This is a genomic window from Youxingia wuxianensis (assembly GCF_014385085.1).
Lineage (GTDB): Bacteria > Bacillota > Clostridia > Oscillospirales > Ruminococcaceae > Youxingia > Youxingia wuxianensis.
Genome location: NZ_JACRTD010000007.1, coordinates 26,801 through 46,803, shown reverse-complemented (window position 1 = coordinate 46,803; position 20,003 = coordinate 26,801). Strand labels below are relative to the sequence as shown.

General features: G+C 50.5%; 21 protein-coding genes. 5 read left to right on the top strand and 16 right to left on the bottom strand.

The features are described 5' to 3' along the window. Nucleotides 1-83: 83 nt before the first annotated feature. The 10 genes from H8705_RS10080 to H8705_RS10035 all read right to left on the bottom strand — a co-directional run bounded on the left by H8705_RS10080 (nt 84) and on the right by H8705_RS10035 (nt 8,413). Nucleotides 84-314, bottom strand: coding sequence for an acyl carrier protein (locus H8705_RS10080; protein WP_262395643.1), 231 nt, complete (start codon nt 312-314; stop codon nt 84-86). Between the two features lie 60 nt (nt 315-374). Then, nucleotides 375-1,172, bottom strand: coding sequence for an acetyl-CoA carboxylase carboxyltransferase subunit alpha (locus tag H8705_RS10075; protein ID WP_262395642.1), 798 nt, complete (start codon nt 1,170-1,172; stop codon nt 375-377). Further along, complete coding sequence (accD, locus tag H8705_RS10070; protein WP_262395641.1) at nt 1,169-2,035, bottom strand: acetyl-CoA carboxylase, carboxyltransferase subunit beta; 867 nt, start codon at nt 2,033-2,035, stop codon at nt 1,169-1,171. The genes H8705_RS10075 and accD overlap by 4 nt, the downstream gene beginning before the upstream one ends. A gap of 33 nt (nt 2,036-2,068) precedes the next feature. Next, the gene (gene accC, locus H8705_RS10065; protein ID WP_262395640.1) at nt 2,069-3,418 is read right to left on the bottom strand and encodes an acetyl-CoA carboxylase biotin carboxylase subunit; all 1,350 of its coding nucleotides are present in this window, start codon (nt 3,416-3,418) and stop codon (nt 2,069-2,071) included. Between the two features lie 119 nt (nt 3,419-3,537). Then, a complete protein-coding gene (fabZ, locus tag H8705_RS10060; protein ID WP_262395639.1) occupies nt 3,538-3,969 on the bottom strand; it encodes a 3-hydroxyacyl-ACP dehydratase FabZ in 432 nt (143 codons plus the stop codon). 9 nt (nt 3,970-3,978) lie between these two features. Then, a complete protein-coding gene (gene accB / locus H8705_RS10055; RefSeq protein WP_262395638.1) occupies nt 3,979-4,455 on the bottom strand; it encodes an acetyl-CoA carboxylase biotin carboxyl carrier protein in 477 nt (158 codons plus the stop codon). 3 nt (nt 4,456-4,458) lie between these two features. Next, a complete protein-coding gene (gene fabF, locus H8705_RS10050) occupies nt 4,459-5,694 on the bottom strand; it encodes a beta-ketoacyl-ACP synthase II (protein ID WP_262395637.1) in 1,236 nt (411 codons plus the stop codon). Between the two features lie 20 nt (nt 5,695-5,714). Continuing rightward, nucleotides 5,715-6,455 (bottom strand): 3-oxoacyl-[acyl-carrier-protein] reductase, encoded by a 741-nt coding sequence (fabG, locus tag H8705_RS10045; RefSeq protein WP_262395636.1) that lies wholly within the window; start codon nt 6,453-6,455, stop codon nt 5,715-5,717. Next, nucleotides 6,448-7,401, bottom strand: a complete 954-nt coding sequence (fabK, locus tag H8705_RS10040) for an enoyl-[acyl-carrier-protein] reductase FabK (RefSeq protein ID WP_262395772.1) — start codon at nt 7,399-7,401, stop codon at nt 6,448-6,450. The genes fabG and fabK overlap by 8 nt, the downstream gene beginning before the upstream one ends. A 19-nt stretch (nt 7,402-7,420) precedes the next feature. Next, entirely contained in the window at nt 7,421-8,413 is a 993-nt protein-coding gene (locus tag H8705_RS10035) for a 3-oxoacyl-ACP synthase III family protein (protein WP_262395635.1), read from the bottom strand. A gap of 245 nt (nt 8,414-8,658) precedes the next feature. Between H8705_RS10035 and fabD the strand changes: the two genes are divergently transcribed. From fabD to H8705_RS10020, 3 genes are read left to right on the top strand one after another with little or no spacing between them, the layout of a single operon-like run. Next, nucleotides 8,659-9,576: an ACP S-malonyltransferase gene (gene fabD, locus H8705_RS10030; protein ID WP_262395634.1), complete on the top strand. Its 918-nt coding sequence runs from the start codon at nt 8,659-8,661 to the stop codon at nt 9,574-9,576. Nucleotides 9,577-9,609: 33 nt separating this feature from the next. Beyond that, complete coding sequence (gene aroE, locus H8705_RS10025; RefSeq protein ID WP_262395633.1) at nt 9,610-10,449, top strand: shikimate dehydrogenase; 840 nt, start codon at nt 9,610-9,612, stop codon at nt 10,447-10,449. Next, nucleotides 10,446-10,943, top strand: a complete 498-nt coding sequence (locus H8705_RS10020; protein ID WP_262395632.1) for a shikimate kinase — start codon at nt 10,446-10,448, stop codon at nt 10,941-10,943. The genes aroE and H8705_RS10020 overlap by 4 nt, the downstream gene beginning before the upstream one ends. Nucleotides 10,944-11,025: 82 nt before the next feature. Here H8705_RS10020 and H8705_RS10015 read toward each other — a convergent pair whose 3' ends face one another. From H8705_RS10015 to polA, 6 genes are all read right to left on the bottom strand, one after another. Beyond that, the gene (locus tag H8705_RS10015; protein WP_262395631.1) at nt 11,026-11,514 is read right to left on the bottom strand and encodes a prolyl-tRNA synthetase associated domain-containing protein; all 489 of its coding nucleotides are present in this window, start codon (nt 11,512-11,514) and stop codon (nt 11,026-11,028) included. A gap of 70 nt (nt 11,515-11,584) precedes the next feature. Beyond that, a complete protein-coding gene (locus H8705_RS10010; RefSeq protein WP_262395630.1) occupies nt 11,585-11,722 on the bottom strand; it encodes a hypothetical protein in 138 nt (45 codons plus the stop codon). 4 nt (nt 11,723-11,726) lie between these two features. After that, complete coding sequence (locus H8705_RS10005; RefSeq protein WP_262395629.1) at nt 11,727-13,493, bottom strand: phosphoenolpyruvate carboxykinase (GTP); 1,767 nt, start codon at nt 13,491-13,493, stop codon at nt 11,727-11,729. Between the two features lie 246 nt (nt 13,494-13,739). After that, entirely contained in the window at nt 13,740-14,771 is a 1,032-nt protein-coding gene (gene tsaD / locus H8705_RS10000) for a tRNA (adenosine(37)-N6)-threonylcarbamoyltransferase complex transferase subunit TsaD (protein ID WP_262395628.1), read from the bottom strand. 138 nt (nt 14,772-14,909) lie between these two features. Continuing rightward, nucleotides 14,910-15,371 carry a ribosomal protein S18-alanine N-acetyltransferase gene (gene rimI, locus H8705_RS09995; RefSeq protein WP_262395626.1) on the bottom strand — a complete coding sequence of 154 codons (462 nt, stop codon included), beginning with the start codon at nt 15,369-15,371 and terminating at the stop codon, nt 14,910-14,912. A 127-nt stretch (nt 15,372-15,498) separates the two neighbouring features. Next, nucleotides 15,499-18,102, bottom strand: coding sequence for a DNA polymerase I (gene polA / locus H8705_RS09990; RefSeq protein WP_262395625.1), 2,604 nt, complete (start codon nt 18,100-18,102; stop codon nt 15,499-15,501). A 250-nt stretch (nt 18,103-18,352) separates the two neighbouring features. Here polA and dusB point away from each other — a divergent pair, with 250 nt between their 5' ends. Both dusB and trmB read left to right on the top strand, forming a co-directional pair. Continuing rightward, complete coding sequence (gene dusB, locus H8705_RS09985; RefSeq protein ID WP_262395624.1) at nt 18,353-19,351, top strand: tRNA dihydrouridine synthase DusB; 999 nt, start codon at nt 18,353-18,355, stop codon at nt 19,349-19,351. After that, nucleotides 19,332-19,973, top strand: coding sequence for a tRNA (guanosine(46)-N7)-methyltransferase TrmB (gene trmB / locus H8705_RS09980; RefSeq protein WP_262395623.1), 642 nt, complete (start codon nt 19,332-19,334; stop codon nt 19,971-19,973). Before dusB ends, trmB begins: the two co-directional genes overlap by 20 nt. The last annotated feature ends 30 nt before the right edge of the window (nt 19,974-20,003 follow it).

The window sequence follows — 20,003 nt, the reverse complement described above, 5'->3', positions numbered from 1 at the left end:
ACACCCCTCATGGGAAAACTTTGGCCAAGCGGGAAGAAAAAACAAAAAAAGCCCCGGCAGAGCCGGGGACTTTCCTTTTCCTCTTACTGAGCGTTATCTTCAATGAATTTTACAATGTCCCCGACGGTTTTAATGTTTTCAATCTCTTCGTCCGGGATTTCAGTATCAAACTCTTCTTCCAAGCTCATTACCAGATCCACAATGTCAAGAGAATCCGCGCCAAGGTCGTTGGCAATATTCGCCTCCAGGGTAACCGCTTCTTCCTCTACATCCAGCTGATCAACCAGGATCTCTCTTACCTTCTCGAATACCATTGGTTATTTCCTCCTTTTATAATAAATACTTCATTTCTTGATTTAGGGTTTCGTATTCGTTTATTCCATGAATTCCCCAATCTTCCGAAATTTATAATACCTGTTTTCCACTAATTTATCAATAGGTATTTGCATTAATTTTTCAAAGGTTAATAAAATATATTTTTTTATCTCCCTGGCTGCCGCCGCCGGGTCGTTGTGAGCCCCGCCGGAAGGCTCTCGGATCACCGCTTCCGCCACTCCCAGCTCCACCAAATCCTGCGCGGTAATGCGCATCCTATCCGCGGCTTCCCGCTCCCGCCCAGCATCCTTCCAAAGAATGCTGGCAAAGCCCCGGGGAGAGATTACCGAATATACGGCGTTTTCCATCATCGCAAGCTGGTCGCATACGCCCAGCGCCAATGCGCCGCCGCTTCCCCCTTCCCCCAGTACAATCGAAGCGACGGGGGTGCGCAGCTGCATAAATTCCATCAAATTTCGGGCAATCGCTTCCCCCTGCCCCCGCTCCTCGGCTCCCACGCCGCAGAACGCCCCGGGAGTATCAATAAAGCACACCACCGGACGGTGAAATTTTTCCGCCTGGCGGGCCAGCCGCAGCGCTTTGCGGTAGCCTTCCGGATGAGGCATGGCAAAGTTGCTTTCCTGGTTTTCTTTCAAGTCCCGCCCTTTTACCTGCGCGATAACCGTTACGGGGGTTCCTTCCAGGGTAGCGATCCCCCCTAATATAGCCCTGTCGTCTCCGTACAGTCTATCACCGTGCATCTCTATAAAATTGTCGAAAATCAGAGGGATATACTCTCGAATAGTCGGGCGCTGTTTTATCCGCACAATCTGCAGTCTGTCCCAAGCGCTGATCATACTTCTTCCCCCTTATCATGCAAACTAAGCAGGGCGCCGATGGTTTTGCGAAGCTGTCCCCGCTCTACGATCATATCTACAAATCCATGTTCCAGCAAAAATTCCGCCGACTGAAAATTATCTGGAAGCCGCTGACGAATGGTCCCTTCGATCACCCGCCGTCCAGCAAATCCAACAAGCACTTTCGGTTCGGCGATAATAATATCCCCCAACGACGCAAAACTGGCGGTGACCCCGCCGGTTGTCGGGTCGGTAAGCACAGTAATATACAAAAGCCCCTTTTGACTGTGACGGCCCACAGCTCCGCTGGTTTTCGCCATCTGCATCAAGGAAACAATCCCCTCCTGCATCCGGGCTCCGCCGGACGCGGCAAACAGCACTACCGGCAAGTTTTTTTCCGTTGCCCGTTCAAACATCCGGGTAATTTTTTCTCCTACCACAGACCCCATAGACGCCATCATGAACCGGGTATCCATCACTCCCAATGCGCAGGGGTTTCCCATAATAGTGCATTCCCCGGTGACAACCGCGTCCCGCAGACCGGTTTTCCGGCGCAGGCGGTGGGCCTTTTCCGTATAACCGTCAAACCCTATTGGGTTTACGCTTTTCATCCCAGGGTCATATTCCCGGAAGGTAAAGTTATCCGCTGTCAGCTCCAGGCGTTCTTGAGCTGTAAGCCGGGAATGATAGCCGCAGCCGGAGCACACTTTATTGTTCATTACAAAACTGTCCATAAATTCCACATGGGAACACCTGGGACATTTAAACATTAAATTTTCCGGAATGTTCATCGTATTCTTTTTATCCGCCTGGGTTTCAAAGGTTACCCTGGCTTTTACTTTGGAAAATAAGTCCTCTAACATGTCAACACCTCCTGCCAGCAGCACTCATACCATCTATTCCCGGTTAAACCGGTCTAAAAAACCAATGTCATACTCCCCCTGTTCAAACTGCGGGGCGTGAAGAAGGGAGATCTGAAAATCGATATTGGTGTCCACCCCGTCCACAATAAATTCCGCCAAGGCCCAGCGCATCTTCATAATGGCCTCCCGGCGGGTAGGGGCGTATACGATCAGTTTCGCGATCATAGAGTCGTAATAAGGCGGAATCGTATATCCGCCGTACACAGCGCTGTCAATGCGCACACCCGGGCCTCCGGGCATATAAAGGGAGGTAATTTTCCCCGGACATGGACGAAATCCCAATGCCGGATTTTCCGCGTTGATACGGCATTCAATAGCGTGGCCGTTCATATGAATTTCTTCCTGTTTCAGCTTCAGCTCTTCCCCCGCGGCGATGTAAAGCTGCTGTTTGACAATATCTACTCCCGTCACCAGCTCAGTGATCGGATGTTCCACCTGGATTCGGGTGTTCATTTCCATAAAATAAAACTCGCCCTGTTCATCCAAAAGAAACTCTATGGTCCCCGCATTATAATAGCCGGCGGCCTTCACCGCTTTAATCGCCGCCTGGCCCATTTTTTCCCGGAGTTCCCGGGTCATCATTGGGGCCGGAGACGGACATTCCTCAATCATTTTCTGATTGCGGCGCTGTACTGAACAGTCCCGTTCCCCCAGATGGATAGCATTTCCCTGTTGATCCCCCAGAATCTGAATTTCTATATGCCGGGGATTTACCAGGAACTTTTCCATATAAATATCGCCGCTGCCAAAACAAGCCAGCGCTTCCTGACGGGCCGCGGTAAACGCCCCTTCCACCTGGTCTAAGGTGTAAGCAATGCGTATTCCCCGTCCGCCTCCGCCGGCACTGGCTTTCACCATCACCGGGCAGCCGATCTCCTGGGCCAGCTGTCTGGCCTGAGCCGGCGTATCCACGGTTCCTTCGGAACCAGGAACCACCGGTACCCCAGCCGCTTTCATCGTGGACTTCGCTCTGGCTTTGTCCCCCAAAAGCTCAATGGCCGCTGGGGAGGGCCCGATAAACTTTATTCCGCACACGCCGCACAGACGGGCAAAATGAGCGTTTTCCGATAAAAATCCAAATCCCGGATGAATTGCGTCCGCTCCGGTCTGCTCACAGGCGGCCAAAATTGCAGGCATATTCAAATAGCTGTCCCTGGACGCGGCCGGACCAATACATACGCACTCGTCTGCAATCTGAGCGTGCAGGGCGGCTTTGTCCGCTGTGGAGCATACCGCTACCGTGCGTATCCCCAATTCCCGGCAGGCTCGGATAATACGTACCGCAATCTCCCCCCGGTTGGCAATCAGTACTTTATTAAACATACTCTAACCTCTGTCACTCTGTACTAGGCCGCCCGCCTTGGAGCTTCGCTCCAAGACGGCGCCCGGACTTTGTCCGGGCCCGTGGGCGCATGCGCGCCCGCGGGCGGCCCGATGATCTCTTACTTTCCTAAAGCGAAGGAGATCTCTCCGGTAACGGCTTTTTTTCCGTCCACCGTAGCCACCGCTTTCCCGATACCGATAGGTCCTTTGGTTTTCATGATCTCCACCTCCAGGGTCAGGGTTTCTCCAGGCAGGACGTTGCGGCGAATTCTTGTTTTGTCGATCCCGGTAAAGAAAGCGATCTTTCCTTTGTTTTCCGGCAGCGACAAAGCGCACACTGCGCCGGCCTGCGCCAGCATTTCCACAACCAGCACTCCCGGCGTCACGGGATAACTTGGAAAATGCCCTTTAAACCAGTATTCATCCGGTTTAATATATTTTTTTGCCACTACCCGTTTGCCCGGCTCCAACTCCAACACTTCATCAATAAGTAAAAATGGGTCCCGGTGAGGAATAATTTCCATAATCTGCTGTTTATTTAATAACGCCATCGTCTTCTCCTATTCCAGCCGTAATATTGGCTGCCCAAATTCTACCGCCTGGCCGTTTTGCACTAAAATTTCCGCTACTGTTCCGGAAAATTCACTGGGTACTTCGTTCATAACCTTCATGGATTCAATAATGAATACAACATCCCCTTTTCCCACATGCTGGCCCACCTCCACAAACGGCTCCTGATCCGGTGCCGGGGAGTTATAATAGGTGCCTACAATGGGAGAGGTAATCAGCTTGGAAGCATCCTGCGCAGAACTGGAAACAGATACCTCTGCGCCGCCGTCCCCCTGGGAAGCGGCAGTAGCGGCTACTACCACCGGCGCCTGCTGCATGGGTGCGGAAGCTGCACTCTGCAGGATCTTTTCTTTTTTTCCGTCAATTTTTAATTTAAATTCTTGCGTTTCATACACAAGTCCGGCGATTTTACTTTCCTGCACCGCTTTGATAAGCTCCTTAATTTCGCTTACCGTAAATTCGCTCATATCTTATCCCTCATATCTTTTAAATAATAATGTGGCATTGTGCCCCCCAAAGCCCAAGGAATTGGAAAGAGCGTATTTGATATCCGCTTTCCTGGCTCCCTCGGTCACATAATCCAGATCACAGTTTTCATCCGCCTCCTGATAGCCGGCGGTAGGAGGAAGTATCCCCTCCTGTAAAGCTTTGACAGAAGCAACCGCTTCAATACCGCCTGCCGCGCCAAGCATATGACCGGTAACTGACTTGGTAGAACTCACCGCCAGTTTATATGCGTGCTCCCCGAAGGCTCTTTTAATCGCCACCGTTTCATAATGATCGTTTAGCGGGGTAGAGGTTCCATGGGCATTGATATAATCCACCTCCTGGAGCTGGATTCCCGCATCCGCAACAGCGTTTACCATCGCTCGGGCCGCGCCCTCTCCATCTGGCGATGGACTGGTAATATGGTATGCGTCGGCAGTGGAACCATAGCCTACAATTTCTCCCAGTATGTTCGCTCCTCTGGTCTTCGCGTGTTCATATTCCTCCAGCATCACAAGTCCCGCCCCTTCGGACATAACAAAGCCGCTTCTTTGCTTATCAAAAGGGATCGACAATCTGGCCGGGTCGGCGCCCTTGGTCAGCGCCCCCATATTATTAAACCCAGCCATAGCAAATTCACAGATGGCCGCTTCCGCCCCTCCCGCTAGACACATATCTAAGTATCCATATTTAATCTTATGGAATGCTTCGCCAATGGCGTGGGCCCCGGAGGAGCAGGCGGTTACCGTACTGAAGTTATCCCCTTTAAATCCATATTCAATAGCAATCTGCCCCGCCGCCATATTGGGGATCATCATAGGGATTAAAAACACCGATACCCGGTCGGGTCCTTTTTCCAAAAATTTTTCATGTTCGTTTACCATGGAAATAAAGCCGCCGATCCCGCTGCCCACAATAACGCCGATCCGGAAAGGATCTGTCCCGGAAAGATCTCCCGCCTCTTGGACGGCCATTTTTGCGGCAGCCATGGCAAACTGGGTATACCGATCCATCCGGCGCGCTTCCTTCTTGGAAATTCCCATAGCAGCCGGATCCCACTCTTTGATTTCCGCCGCATATTTAACATCAAAATCAGTCGTGTCAAAAGCTGAGATAGGCGCGAAATTATTTTTTCCGCAAATTAAGCTTTCCCAGTACTCCTGCGTATTTAAACCGACGGGAGTTACTACGCCGGTGGAAGTAATTACTACACGTTTCATAAGGGACGTCGCTCCTTTATTTACATCATTAATCCGCCGTCTACACAGATCACCTGGCCTGTAATATATCCGGCTGCTTCGCTCGCTAAAAATACCGCCAGATCCGCTACTTCCTGGGGCTGTCCCATACGTTTTAGGGAGGTGGAAGCCACAATGCTTTCTTTTATTTTCTCCGAAAGCTTGCCTGTCATATCCGTTTCTATAAATCCCGGAGCAATCGCGTTTACGGTAATGCCCCGGCCCCCCAGCTCCTTTGCCGCCGTATAGGTCATCCCTATGATCGCCGCTTTGGAGGCGGAATAGTTAAACTGTCCGGCATTGCCATATAGTCCGGAAACCGAAGTAATGTTGATGATCCTGCCGCCTTTTTGTTTAATCATTATTCCAGATATATGCCGGGTCATATTAAACACACTTTTCTGATTGGCGGCAATGACGCTGTCATACTGCTCTTCGCTCATCCTGGCGATCAGCCCGTCTTTGGTAATCCCCGCGTTGTTGACCAGTACATCCACACTGCCGAACCGGGAAGCCACCTTCTTTACCAGGTCGCCGCATTGGGCAAAGTCAGAAACATCCGCCGCAAAACAATCCGCGTCCACTCCGGTTTTACGGCACTGTTTTACCACTTCCATCGCTGCAGGCACACCGTCCTCGTTGCGGCAGTTAACCGCCACATCATAACCCGCTTTGGCAAAAGCCAGGGCGATCGCTTTTCCAATTCCTTGTTTGGAACCCGTAATCAGCGCTGTCTTATTCAATGGTAATCCCCCTTTTTTCCATGAGGTGAGCAAGCAGGTCCTCGGTATTTTTTACCAGCCGCTCTACGATTTCTTTGGCCGGAGCAATCTCTTTTATCAATCCGGAAATCTGTCCGGCCATAAAGGTGCCGGTTTCCATATCCCCTTCCTGCACTCCGCGGCGAAGGGAGCCCACCGCCGCCTTTTCAAACTCCTCAAAACTGGCTCCTTCCTTTTCCATAGCAAGCAGCCTTTTTGTGAATTTTGTTTTTAAGGAACGAATGGGCGCGCCGCCTGCCCGGCCGGTAACCGTTACATCCGTGTCCTTGGCGTTCACAATCATTTGTTTAAAGTTCAGGTGGGCCGGGCTTTCCTCGGCGCACACAAAAATGGTCCCCATCTGAACCGCCTGAGCGCCTAAGGCAAACGCCGCCGTCATCCCCCGTTCGTCGGCAATGCCGCCTGCGGCGATCACCGGGATGGAAACCGCGTCCACCACCTGGGGGACCAGGCACATGGTGGTGGCCTCTCCGATATGTCCGCCGCTTTCCGTGCCTTCCGCCACGACCGCGTCGGCTCCCGCCCGTTCCATCCGTTTCGCTAAAGCTACGGAGGGAACCACCGGAATCACCTTAATTCCTTGATTTTTCCACATTTCCATATACTTGCCCGGATTGCCCGCGCCGGTGGTTACAACCTTTACCTTTTCCCGCGCGCAAAGCTCCGCTACCTGCTGGGCATAGGGGCTCATCAGCATAATATTCACACCAAAAGGCTTATCTGTCAGACTTTTCGCCTGCAAAATCATCTTTTCCACCACATCCGCCGGGGCGTTGGCCGCGCCGATCAATCCCAGGCCGCCGGCATTGGAAACCGCCGCTGCCAGTTTCGCGTCGGCTACCCAGGCCATCCCTCCCTGAATAATGGGGTGCTGTATTCCTAAGAGTTGTGTGATTTGTGTCTTTATCATTGTGAGATCCTCCTGTCTAACATTCTATTACCGCGGCGCCATAAGTCAGCCCCGCGCCAAATCCTACTACGCACAGTTTTTCTCCCGCCTTTACCTGTTTGGAACGGCACAGCGCATCCAGCGCAATGGGGATGCTGGCGCTGGAGGTATTTCCATATTTATCAATATATAACACGGCTTTTTCCATCGGAAGCTTTAAAGCTTTCATGGCGGTCTGCACAATGCGCACATTGGCTTGATGGGGTACAATATAATCCAGCTGTTCCGGAGTAATCCCCGCTTTTTCACAAGCTTTTCTTACCGCCTGGGGCATGGCGCTGATGGAAAACTTATATACTTCCCTGCCGTCCATAAACAAGCTGTGGGGTTTCCTGTCCGTTTTGGAGATGGCGTCCTCTATCAAAGGTTTTTTGGTAAACGGAGAAGCGGGAGGGTCGTTTTTGCTGTAAAGCAGATCATACCCTGTCCCGTCCGCTCCCAGGTGGGAGGCGAACAATTTCTCCGCCGCTTTTACAATACACGCTCCAGCGCCGTCGCCGAACAGCACGCAGGTGGAACGGTCGGTATAATCGGTGATCCGGGAGAGCATCTCGGAAGCCACAATCAGCACAGTGTCCACATCCCCGCAGGCAAGATACCGCCTGGCCATATCCAAAGCGTACACAAAGCCGGAACATGCGCAGTTGATATCAATACACATGGCGTTTTGCGCGCCGATTTCTTTTTGGATGAGACAGCTTAAAGAGGGGGTAGCATAATCTCCAGTAAGCGAGCTGGCGATAATCAGATCAATCCGCTCCGGATCGATCCCCCCGTCCTGCAACGCGGACTTGGCGGCCGCAGCTCCCATATGCCAGGTGGTATCCCCGTCGGCGATGTGCCGGTAGCAAATCCCTGTGCGGGTGCGGATCCATTCGTCGGAGGTTTCCACGATGGAGGTAAACGCCTCGTTGTGTATAGGCTCTCCCGGAAGATACCGCCCGGTGGCGCAGATTTTAATTCCGATCATTGGTGTGGCTCCTTTGCCCTTTAAATTTCCCCTTGCAATTTTACCTCGGGGTTGTTATAATAAAACTCGAAAAATGTAACAAGTGTTATATTTTCTTTTTTCTATAATACTGTTAAACTGCTCATATTGTCAACCATTTTTTAGTAAAATAAACTATTTTTAATAAATTGTTCATGTTATACTGACTATATTTAGTCGGTTTTTTTAGCCATTATTACTATTGTTTATAGAAGGAGTCTATTTTTATGAAAACAGCGTTTTTATTCAGCGGTCAGGGGTCCCAATATCCCGGGATGGGACGGGAGCTTTTTGAAAATTTCAAACAGGCAAAAGAGGTCTACCAGTGCGCCGGGGATATCCTGGGGTATGATCTGGCGAAGGTTTCTTTTGAAGGAGACGAGGCGGTCCTCTCCCAGACCAAGGTTTCCCAGCCCGCGATCTTTGCCGTGTCCATGGCTGCCTACCGCGTTGTTTCCCAGTTTGTATCCCCCTGCGCCTGCGCCGGACATTCCCTTGGGGAATTTGCCGCTTTGACCGCCGCCGGGGCCTTTTCCCTGGAAAACGGGTTTCGGGCTATCGGCGCCCGCGCCGCCGCCATGCAAAAAGCCAGTGAACAAAATGCCGGCGCTATGTACGCTATCCTGGGAAGCGACGAGGCTTCCGTTGCCCTGGCCTGCCGGCAGGCCCAGGGATTTGTAACGCCGGTAAATTACAACAGTCCTTCCCAGACAGTAATTTCCGGGGAACAGTCCGCCTGCGCCCAGGCCGCCGCCGTTTTGTCCCAGCAGGGCGCCAAAGCGGTAAAGCTGGCGGTCTCCAGCGCTTTTCACACCAAGATGATGGACGGCGCGGCCCAGGAGTTTAAAGAAGCCATGTCCCAGATTCCTACCGGGGAGGCGGCGCTTCCTTTTTATTCCAACATTACCGGAAAACGGTGGGAACCCCAGGATCTGACCCAGTACTTGGGACTTCATCTCGTATCGCCGGTGCATTTCCACGAGGAAATTTCCGCTATGATTGCCGACGGAGTGGACACCTTTGTGGAACTGGGACCCAATAAAGTGCTTACTATGCTGATCAAGCGCACATTTAAACAAGTGACCGCGGTGAATGTGGAAAATCTGAAAACACTGGAAAAAGCACGGCAGGTTGTGGTACAATAAAGCGGTAAATTTTTTGATATCGAGGGATACTATATGAATTACGCTATTACCGGTTATCCTTTGGGCCACACCATGTCCCCGCCGATTCACAACCGGCTGTTTGCTTTAGCAAACCTGGACGCCGAATACTCGGTGATCTCCTTTCCGCCGGAGGAGTTTTCCCAGCGGATAACACAGCTTAAAGCTCTGGATGGGTTCAATGTGACGATCCCTTATAAGCAGACGGTTCTTCCTTTTCTGGATGAACTGAGCGACGGCGCCAAGCTTTACGGCGCGGTCAATGTGGTAAAAAACGACGGCGGGCGCTATTTGGGATATAACACCGACGTGGACGGCTTCGTGCGCACTATGCAAAGCCACAGGATCTCCCTGGCCACCGACGTGTGCGTGCTGGGCGCCGGCGGCGTGGGCCGGATGTTCGCCATTGAATCTGTACGTCAGGGAGGAAACGTATCGGTAGCTGTTCGGGAAAGCGGGCTTGCCGGCGCCCGGGAGCTGCAACAGGAAATACGGGAAAAACTGGGCGCACAGATTGCCGTGCAGGATATTTCCACTCTGAAAGGCCCCTTTGGTCTGCTTATTAACGCGACTCCCGTAGGCATGTATCCCAATCAGGACCATATGCCTGTCTCGGAGGAGTTTTTACAAGGGATCCCCGTGGTTTTTGACTGTATCTATAACCCGCGCCATACCATGCTGATGAACAAGGCCTTTGCCCGGGGATGCCGGGTAATCGGCGGAATGGATATGCTGGTTTGGCAGGCGGTGGCTGCCCATGAAATTTGGAACGGCAGTCAATATGAGCCCGCGCAAATCACCGAGCTGATTGAGGATATGAACCGTCAGCTTTGTGAAAGGGAGAAGAGCCAGTGAAAAATATTATCCTCTGCGGTTTTATGGGCTGCGGAAAAACTACCATAGGCAAATTGCTCGCCAAACAGCTGTCTATGGAATTTATCGACTTGGACCAGCAGATTGAACAGAAGCAGCAGATGTCTATCCCGGAGATTTTCTCCCAATGGGGGGAGGAGCGTTTCCGGCAGCTGGAACATGAGGCGGTTGCCGAACTTTCCCGGCGTATACGCTGTATTGTTTCCACAGGGGGCGGAGCGCTTACCTTTTCCCGTAATCTTGCCGTTTTGTCCCCCCAGGATCTGGTAGTGTTTATCGACGCTTCTTTCCCTGTCTGCTATGAGCGCATTAAGGACAGCTCCCGGCCGGTAGTGCGCCGCAGCACCCCCCGCCAGCTGGAGGAGGTTTTCGCTGTTCGGCGCCCGCTGTACCAAAAGGCGGCCGGGCTGTGGGTAAGCGGCGATCGGCCGGCCCAAGAAATCGCCGATGAGATTGCCCGTGAATATAAAAAATAACCTGGTGTACACCAGGTTATTTTTTTATATCCGCGCCCGGCAAATCAAAGGTTTTTCCCCTCTGCTGGCGGAAAAACGCTTTTTATATCTGCGCATACCGGATCGTATTTCCGTTTTCTTCTACCACTCGTTTCAAATCTTCAAAGGAAATCCAAACAGTGGCTGTGTTGTCATTGGGATGCACCCCCAGTCGAGGCCGGTTTACCAAGTCCTTGTCAAATACCACTTCCACCTGCGCCTGCGTATCGTTAATCACCCCCAGCGGGGTGACCTCCCCTTTATGCAGGCCCAGATATTTTTCCAGCCGCTCGGGAGAAGCAAAACTCAGCGGGGTGCTGTCCAGCTCTTGGCGCAGATGTTTCAGATCCGCCGTCTTATCCTTAAGCAGAACCACTAAAAAATGCCGGCGGCCTTTATAATCCCGTAAAAACAAATTCTTGCACACATCTCCTTTCAAAGCAATCCCCAGCTGTTCCATTTCCTCGATGGTATATACCGCCGGATGCTCGGTTACCTCATAAGAAATTCCCAGCTCCTTTAAGCGCTCGTACACCTTTTGCCGTTTGTCCATCCATCTGTTCCTCCCTTATCATAAATAAAAGGCGGAGGTGTAAGAATACACCCCCGCCCGACATTCACGCTTATCTTGGATCTTTGTTCATAATCAGCATTGCCATCACTCCAAATACTGCGGCGATCATAGTAGCGGCGGCTACAAAAACCACAGCTGCAATTCCCCGCCAGGAGCTGACCGTGCTATAATCTCTAAACGTCCTCATAGCGTTATTTGTCCAAGTTTGCTTCCAGTTTTGCCAGCTGCTCTTTGAGCTCGTTTGGCAGTCTGTCGCCAAACTTCCCGTAGAACTCTTTAATGCCGGCAACTTCTTCTTTCCACAGGCTGATATCAACATTAAGCAGGCCTTTCAAAGTATCCATTGAAATATCCAGACCTTCCAGGTTGATATCCTCCGGTTTCGGTTCATAACCGATCGGAGTCTCTACTGCATCCGCTTTGCCTTCGCAGCGGTCAATAATCCAGTTAAGAATCCGCAGGTTATCACCAAAGCCCGGCCAGATGAAGTGGCCTTCGTCGTCCGTTCTGAACCAGTTAACATTGAAGATTTTCGGCGCTTTGTCGCCCAGCTTTTTGCCCATATCGAGCCAATGCTGGAAGTAGTCGCCCATATGGTAGCCGCAGAACGGAAGCATTGCCATCGGGTCGCGGCGTACAACGCCTACGGCGCCGGCAGCGGCGGCAGTGGTTTCAGAAGCCATGGTGGAGCCTACAAACACGCCATGTTCCCAGCTTCTCGCCTGATAAACCAGGGGAGCGGTCTTTGCACGGCGGCCGCCAAAGACGATTGCAGAGATAGGCACGCCCTGAGGATTATTAAACTCTGAGCTGATGCATGGGCAGTTGATCGCCGGAGCAGTGAAGCGGCTGTTGGGATGAGCGCCTTTGGAGCCGTCTGTGCAGTCCCATTTTTCACCTTTCCAGTTAACCGCGTTTTTCGGAGGATTTTTATCCAGGCCTTCCCACCAAACAGTGTTGTCGTCCAGATTGTGAACCACGTTGGTGAAGATGGTATTTTTACGTGTGGAAGCCAGCGCGTTGGGGTTGGATTTTATATTGGTTCCCGGAGCCACGCCGAAGAAACCATTCTCAGGGTTGATCGCCCAAAGTCTTCCGTCCGGGCCGGGTCTCAGCCATGCGATATCGTCTCCTACGGTCCAAACTTTATATCCTTTTTTCGCAAAAACTTCCGGCGGGATCAGCATTGCCAGGTTTGTTTTTCCGCAGGCGGAGGGGAAGGCCGCGCACACATATTTAATTTCACCCTGGGGATTTTCCAGGCCAAGGATAAGCATATGTTCTGCCATCCAGCCTTCATTTTTCGCCTGGTAAGACGCAATTCTAAGAGCAAAGCACTTTTTGCCGAGAAGCACGTTTCCGCCGTAACCGGAGTTCACAGACCAGATAGCGTTGTCTTCCGGGAAATGAACAATATAGCGATTGTCCTCATCGATATCCGCTTTGGAATGAAGTCCGCGCACAAAGTCGTTGGAAACATCGCCCAGCTGTTTTAAAGCGTCTGTACCCACTCTTGTCATAATGTCCATGTTGAGCACAACATAAGTGGAATCGGTGATTTCAATTCCCACTTTGGAGAAAGGAGAGCCAATCGGTCCCATGCAGTACGGGATAATGTACATGGTTCTGCCCTTCATAACCCCGTCAAACAGGCGGCGCAGCTTGGCGTACATTTCTTTCGGGTCTTCCCAGTTGTTGGTCGGGCCGGCGTCTTCTTTTTTACGGCTGCAGATAAAAGTTTTATTTTCTACACGGGCAACGTCGTTAATCGCAGTTCTATGCAGCAGGCAGCCAGGAAGTTTTTCTTCATTTAAGGCTTCCATTTCGCCGCAGGCCAAAGAAATATTCCGAATTTCTTTGAGCTGTTCTTCACTTCCGTCAATCCAGACAACTTTGTCGGGCTGGACGAGAGCTTTCATTTCTTCAATCCACTCCAGGACATTCTTGTTTTTTGTCATGTGGTTTAACTCCTCTCATCTTATATAATTTTTACTCTCAACTAGACCTTGACCGGAAAATTACAAATTTGTATATTATTTCCCCCAACAAATTCAATTTTCCCACAGATATCATTATAAATGATCGAATGCAAAATTGCAAGATGGCTCTTTGTTAAAATATCAACAATTTATGAAATATTTTTTGGTTAACCTTGCAAAAAAACAATAAGTTTACAAAAATTTTTTGGGTTTTTCATTTTCCTCTTACAAAGGCCTTTCCAGGGAGAAGCCAGTTTCTATATTTTTCGAAGGGGAAGCATTCAAATCAAATCCTGCCGTATTTCCTGCCAAAAATTCAAAATACGCCTGGGCTCCAACCATCGCTGCGTTGTCTCCACACAGAGAAAGAGGCGGAATATGCAGGGAGTATCCGTTTTCCCTGCACATTTTTTCTAAACAAAATCTTAACCCGCTATTGGCGGACACCCCTCCGGCGGCGGTAATTACACAGTATCCCAATTCCTTGGCCGCCTTTTCCAGATGGTCTGTAAGTATTTCACAAATAGTTTGCTGGAAAGACGCCGCTAAGCTGTCCCTATCAACAGCTTCCCCTTTTTGCTGTGCGTTATGCAAAAGGTTAATCACAGCTGTTTTCAGCCCAGAAAAGCTAAAATCATACGGAGAACCCTCCACCCGTGGCTTAGGAAGCTTGTACTTTCCTGGGTCGCCCCGTTTAGCCGCCTGGTCGATATAGATCCCCCCTGGATATGGGAAGCCCATAGCGCGGGCGGATTTATCAAAAGCCTCTCCCGCCGCATCGTCATGGGTATATCCCACGATCCGATACCGGGTGTAATCCAGCACCTCCACAATATGGCTGTGGCCGCCGGAAACAATCAAACATAAAAAAGGAGGCTTCAATTCCGGGGACGCAATATAATTGGCGGCTACATGCCCCCGGATGTGATGCACCGGGATCAGCGGTTTCCCTGTAGCCATGCAGATTCCTTTGGCATAGTTTACCCCCACCAGCAAAGCGCCGATCAATCCCGGCGCCGCGGTAACACCCACCGCGTCAATCTCTTCCAGGGATATTCCTGCCTGGGACAAGGCTTCTTGCGTCACCGGGACAATGTTCTCCATATGACGGCGGGAGGCGATCTCCGGTACAACCCCGCCATAAATCTTGTGTTCCGCTATTTGAGAATTTACCACCGAGGAAGATACCTTCCGGCCATCTTCCACCACTGCCGCCGCAGTTTCATCACAGGAACTTTCAATTGCTAATATCTTCAAGTCTTTATCACCTCAGCTGTTTTAGTAGGGAAACCCGGTCCCGCTGTCCAAAAGGTCCATAAAATTTTCATGTGTTTTCTCGTGCGCCGCCGGAAGGAAGTTATCTTTTCATCTTCAATATGCCCCGTATATGGAATATTACCGTTTATCTTCCCGCCCTTGAGGCTTAAAATACAATGTCATTAAAATTGCGTCCTCACAAGGCTTGGCATAAAAATTGCGGCGCTGGCCAACCTGGTCAAACCCCATCTTCCGGTAAAGGGAGATGGCTGCCTCGTTGGATTGTCGTACTTCCAAAGTAAGAAAGCTTAACTGTTTCTCCCTGGCATATTCCATCATCCGTTTGGTAAGCAGCGTCGCTGTCCCCCGACGGCGAAACTGCTGGGAAATGGCAATGTTTGCAATATAACCCTCATCTAATACTGTGTGCATCCCCATATATCCAGCTACAATATGGTCCTCTTCCGCTACCAGAAAAATAGCGTTGGGGTTGTCCAATTCCGCTTCCAAAGACTTTTCGCTCCAAGGCTGGGAAAAACACGCCTGTTCTATCTGAGCTACCTGTTTAATATGTCGCCTGCTCATTTCCCGTATATGCAATACCCATTCCTTCTTTCTTGTCCCTTGCCGCCACCGGTAGTTCCGGCCCCAGCCCGGAGCAAAGCTCCGCCGCGCCGCAGGCGCGGGCCGCTGTGAAACAGCGGCGGCCGGGGCCGTTTCGCCGAAACTATTTGGCCTCCAGCCAATTCCCGCCCACATTGGTATCCGCTTCCAAGGGGACCTTCAGCTGGGCGGCATGTTCCATTTCTTCTTTTAGGATAATGGTTGCCATATGAATTTCTTCCTCTGGCGCCTCCACCAAAAGTTCGTCATGGACCTGCAAAATCAGCTTTGCCTTCATTTTTTCTTTTTCCAGCCGCTGAGCTACCCGAACCATAGCAATCTTAATAATGTCCGCCGCTGTCCCCTGGATAGGGGTATTCATCGCTACCCGCTCGCCAAACGCCTGAGTATTTTTATTGGATGCGGACAGTTCCGGCAGATATCTGCGCCGGCCAAACAGAGTCTTTACATATCCATTTTCCCGGGCGAACTTAATGGTTTCCTCCATATATTTTTTGACTCCGGAATAGGTGTCCAGATACCCTTTAATATATCGGTCGGCTTCCGCTACGGAAACTCCAATATCCTGGGATAAAGAAAACGCGCCGATCCCATATACTATTCCGAAATTAACCGCCTTTGCCTGGGAACGCATTAGCGGCGTCACCATCAGTTCCGGAAGGCCAAATACCTGAGCCGCCGTGGTGGTATGGATATCTTCCCCTTGCTTAAAAGCGGCGATCATATTTTTGTCATCAGCAATGGAAGCTAACACCCGCAGTTCAATTTGTGAATAGTCAGCGTCAATTAACTTCCATCCTTCTCGGGCTTTAAAAAATTTCCGAAGCTTACTTCCTTCCTTGGTGCGGATAGGGATATTTTGCATATTAGGTTCCGTAGAGCTAATCCTTCCTGTTCTGGTTTCCGTCTGCTGGAAGGTAGAACGCACCCGCCCGTCCGCATCTACTTCTTTAAGCAGCCCATCTACATACGTGGATTTTAATTTGGCCAGCTTCCGATATTCCAAGATTAATTCAACAATAGGATGTTTTCCCTTTAAATGTTCCAAGACTTCCGCATTGGTGGAGTATCCGCTTTTTGTCTTTTTCTTTGCGGGAAGGCCCAGTTCTCCAAACAGCACCTCGCCTAGCTGTTTAGGGGAATTAATATTAAATTCCGTCCCCGCGTACTCATATATTCCATTTTGCAGTTCAAACAGCCGCCCGTCTAACTCCCTGCCGTATTCTTTTAACGCTTGTGTGTCAAGGGAAAACCCTTCACACTCCATCTGTGCAAGAACCTTGGCCAAAGGCATCTCTACTTGATAAAGAAGCTTGTCCTCCCCGCTTTCTTTTACCCGTTTTTCCAAAACATCATATAGCTCCCTTTGTACGGCCGCTTCTTGAGCGAACGGCTTCCATTCCTCCGGCAGCTCATTTTCGATGGCTCTCATCTCAATCTCGTACCCAACGGCTAGCTGGCTTACCCCATAGCTGGAGGAGGTCGGATTGAGCAGATAAGCGGCTAGTTCGCAGTCGAATATTACATTTTGTATATTTATATCATTTATATACGTAAATTTATAAATAGGTTTGCTGGAAAACACCCGGATTTCTGCCTCAGAGGAAAGCAGCTTTCGCAAAAAGGCAGTCGCTCTTTCTTCCCCTTCTATCAGGAGAATTTGTTCGTCAGACAAGGCGGCGGCGACAGCGCGTACCGCGCTGGGGCCGCCGAAGTCGGCCAGCAAATCCAATCTTTTTTCTTTAAAAGCCAATGCTTCCCCATTTTCAGGGTTATAAAGCACCTGCGCCGACTTCGGCGGCGTCTGGGGCGCAGCCCCATCGCCGCCGCCCGCGTCTTTCTCAATCCCCCACCGGTTCATCATACTGAACATTTCCAGCCGTCCCAGCAGCCGGGCGGCTTTGGTATGATCCACCGGTTTAGGGATATAATCTTCCAGCTTGGTATCCACCGGAGATTCACAATAAATCCGTGCAAGATCCCGGCTGGTATATGCCATTTCTTTCCCTGCTTCCAGCTTACTGCGTACCCCGGGTTTAATATCCAACTCCGGCAGATGATCGTAGATATAATCCAAATCGCCATACAAAGAAATCAAAGTCAGGGCCGTTTTTTCGCCGATCCCCGCCACCCCGGGAATATTATCAGAGGCGTCGCCCATCAGCGCCTTTACATCGATCAGCTGCTGGGGAGCAACGCCATATTTTTCTTTCACCTCTTCCACGCCATAGATGGTAGAGTGAGGCTGTCCCGCTTTTGTCGTTGCCAGCCGCACAGTGACCCTATCATTGATCAGCTGTAAACTATCCCGGTCTCCCGTGGCGATCACACATTGGTTTCCCGTATCAGTACAGGTTTTTGCAAGAGTCCCCAGGATATCGTCCGCCTCATACCCTTCCCGTTCTACTATCTTATATCCCAACGCCGTCAACAGTTCTTTTAACGGGTCCATCTGGGAGGCCAATTCTTCCGGCATCCCTTTGCGCTGGGCTTTATATCCATCAAACATATTGTGTCGGAAGGTTGGCCCCCGCATATCAAATGCACAAGCAACCGCGTCCGGCTGAGTTTCTTCCAGCATCCGCAAAAGGATGCTTAAAAAACCGTAAATGCCGTTGGTAAACTCTCCATTTTTTGTAGTAAGAAGTTTAATACCATAAAACGCTCGGTTTAAGATGCTGTTTCCATCGATGGCCAAAAGTTTCATCTATATTCTCCTTTATTGGTAAATCGGTCTAAAAATTATCATACCTCAGTAAAAGCGGCTCCTGGGCGGCAAAACTGCTTGGCAATAGTGAAACCTGCGGGTCCGCATCCCCACGCGCTGTCCGGGACCGGCCGAGCATTTCTGAGGGTTAGTTCGTTTTTTATTATACCATAAATGATTGCCATATAATTACTTTTCTGTTAAAATATTTGTCGCTGGGCAATGAATAGCTGCCCGCAGGAGGCCTTGTATGAAAATCGGAACTATTGAGATAAAACGGACGGCTGCCCTAGCTCCCATGGCCGGGGTAGCAGACCGGGCTTTTCGGGAGATCTGCAAAGAATTCGGCGCGTCTTACCTGGTAGGCGAGATGGCCAGCTCCAAAGGAATGCACTATCACAGCAAAAAATCCTTTGAGCTTTTAGCAGTGGGTGAAAAGGAGCATCCCATCGCCGTGCAAATATTTGGTGATGATCCTTATATTATGGCCCAGGCGGCGAAAAACGCATTAGAATACGCTCCCGATGTTATTGATATTAACATGGGCTGCCCCGCCCCAAAAATTGCGGGAAACGGCGGGGGCAGCGCATTGATGAAACATCCCCGGCTTGCGGGGGAAATCACGGAAGCGGTAGCGTCTTCTGTCAATATCCCGGTAACCGTAAAATTTCGCAAAGGATGGGACGACGAGCATTGCAACGCGGTGGAGTTTGCCCATATTATGCAGGAAAGCGGCGCTGCCGCTTTGACTGTTCACGGCCGTACCCGTCAGCAGATGTATTCCCCGCCGGTAGACTTAGACATTATTGCCGCGGTCAAACAGGCCGTTTCTATTCCTGTAATTGGAAATGGAGACTGCGTTGATATACAATCAGTTGTTAATATGTATAATTATACTAAATGTGATCTCGTAATGATTGGCCGAGGGTGCCTAGGAGCCCCTTGGCTGTTCGAGCAAGTGGATCGATATTTTACCGATGGGACTGTCCTTGCTTCCCCCACTTTGGAAAAGCGCATGGAGGTGATGCTTCGGCATCTTAAGCTCATCTGCCAGTATAAAGGAGAAAGCGGCGGTATGCGGGAAGCAAGAAAACATGCTGCCTGGTATATGAAAGGGCTTCGCGGCGCGGCGAGTTTGCGGCATCTGGCTGGAAAATTAACAACTTATCCGGACGCCCTTCATCTGGCGCAGGCGGTATTGGAAAAAGGACGACAGGAGGGAAATTGGGATGAGACCCAGACGACGTAAACATCAAGACCGGCGGATGGCGGCCTGTGAAGAGGTAAGGCTTAACAACCCAACTGAAAAAAAAGGGACGATCCGAGATTTGTTTCCTCATCCTGAGCAGCCTCTTCATCTGGAGATCGGATGCGGAAAGGGACAGTTTGTCACTACTCTGGCCTCTCAGCATCCGGAAATAAATTATATTGCTATGGAACGGGAAGAAATTGTAGGACTGGTAGCTATGGAGAAAGCGGTGGCCGCCGGGCTTACTAACGTTTTGTTCCTCATTGACGACGCTGCCTTGCTTTCAGATATTTTTGAGCCGGGAGAAATTGACCGCATTTATATTAATTTTTGCGATCCCTGGCATAAACACCGCCACTATAAACGCCGTCTTACCTATCGGCAGCGGCTGCAAACCTATCTTACCCTGCTTTCTCCTGAGGGTGAAATTCATTTTAAAACGGACAATGAACCTTTATTTCGCTTTTCCTTAGGAGAATTTGATTTTTGTATGAAGCGTATTTTTACCACCGAGGATTTACACAGCAGTCCTTTGGCCAAAGAAAATATTATGACGGAATATGAAACCTTCTTTTCCTCTAAGGGAATGCCCATCTATTCTATTCATGCCGTTCGAAAATAACAATGTCCTGCCGCGGCCGCGGCAGGACAT